This window comes from Streptomyces sp. SID3343 (assembly GCF_009865215.1).
Lineage (GTDB): Bacteria > Actinomycetota > Actinomycetes > Streptomycetales > Streptomycetaceae > Embleya.
Map to the genome: position 1 here is coordinate 1 of NZ_WWJX01000487.1, position 779 is coordinate 779.

Annotated in this window: 1 protein-coding gene and 1 pseudogene; one reads left to right on the top strand and one right to left on the bottom strand. The window is 70.0% G+C overall.

All coding sequences use genetic code 11. The features are described 5' to 3' along the window. Positions 1–401 (bottom strand): annotated as a pseudogene (locus GT354_RS15445) (condensation protein); the annotation flags it as partial. A gap of 183 nt (positions 402–584) precedes the next feature. On the opposite strand from GT354_RS15445, the gene GT354_RS15450 reads away from it, so the two are divergent. Continuing rightward, the coding region (locus tag GT354_RS15450) for a DeoR family transcriptional regulator (RefSeq protein WP_161356888.1) at positions 585–779 on the top strand (195 nt) is incomplete at its 3' end.

A 779-nucleotide genomic window follows, 5' to 3' on the forward strand; every position in this document is an offset into this window, starting at 1 on the left:
AGGACGTGATCGGCGCGAAAGCCCAGCGTGTAAGCCCCTTCGCCCCGCCGGATCAACCACACCTCCCACGGTGGACGCCCGTCCCGTACGAACGGCTCGGAGACCATCAGCCGGCCCGTCCGCGCCCCGTCCTTGTCTCCGGGCAGATCGACCTCGCGCACGTGATCGGCGAAGGTCACGTCGTCCACGCGCCGCGCGTGCCGCCCGTCGCGGCCGACCCGATATCGCAACGCCCCTACCGTCTCACCCCGTTCGGCGACCCGCGCCCGCAACGCCCCGACCGGGGGCGGGGTTCCCTCGAAATCGAACAGGAACCCGGTCGGCAGGGGCTCTCCCAACGGCCGGCGGAACGCCAGGTCGATCGCCCGCAGCCGAAACGACGATGGCAACTTTTCGAGCACACGATCCCGACCTCTCCCACATCACGGCGGGCCACCCCGATCCACACCCGACCGGCCCGTCTCCCGACCACGACAACGACCAAGAGCCGCTCCGGTCACCGTCGGACCTCCTTCCGCCGCCGTCACCCGCCCCGACCACACACGCACATGTTCGTTCGAACACACGTGTGTTAGAACTGAGCCATGACCGTTGCCGATCGTTTGGACGTGACCTTGCGGTTGGTGCAGGGATCCGAGCGGCTCTCGGTGTCGGAGTTGTCCCGTCGCCTGGGCGTCTCGGAGATGACCGTGCGCCGAGATCTGGACGCGCTGGAGCGCCGAGGACTGGTCCGGCGGGTGCGCGGCGGCGCGGTCGCCACGCTCGCGCGCGACGAGGGC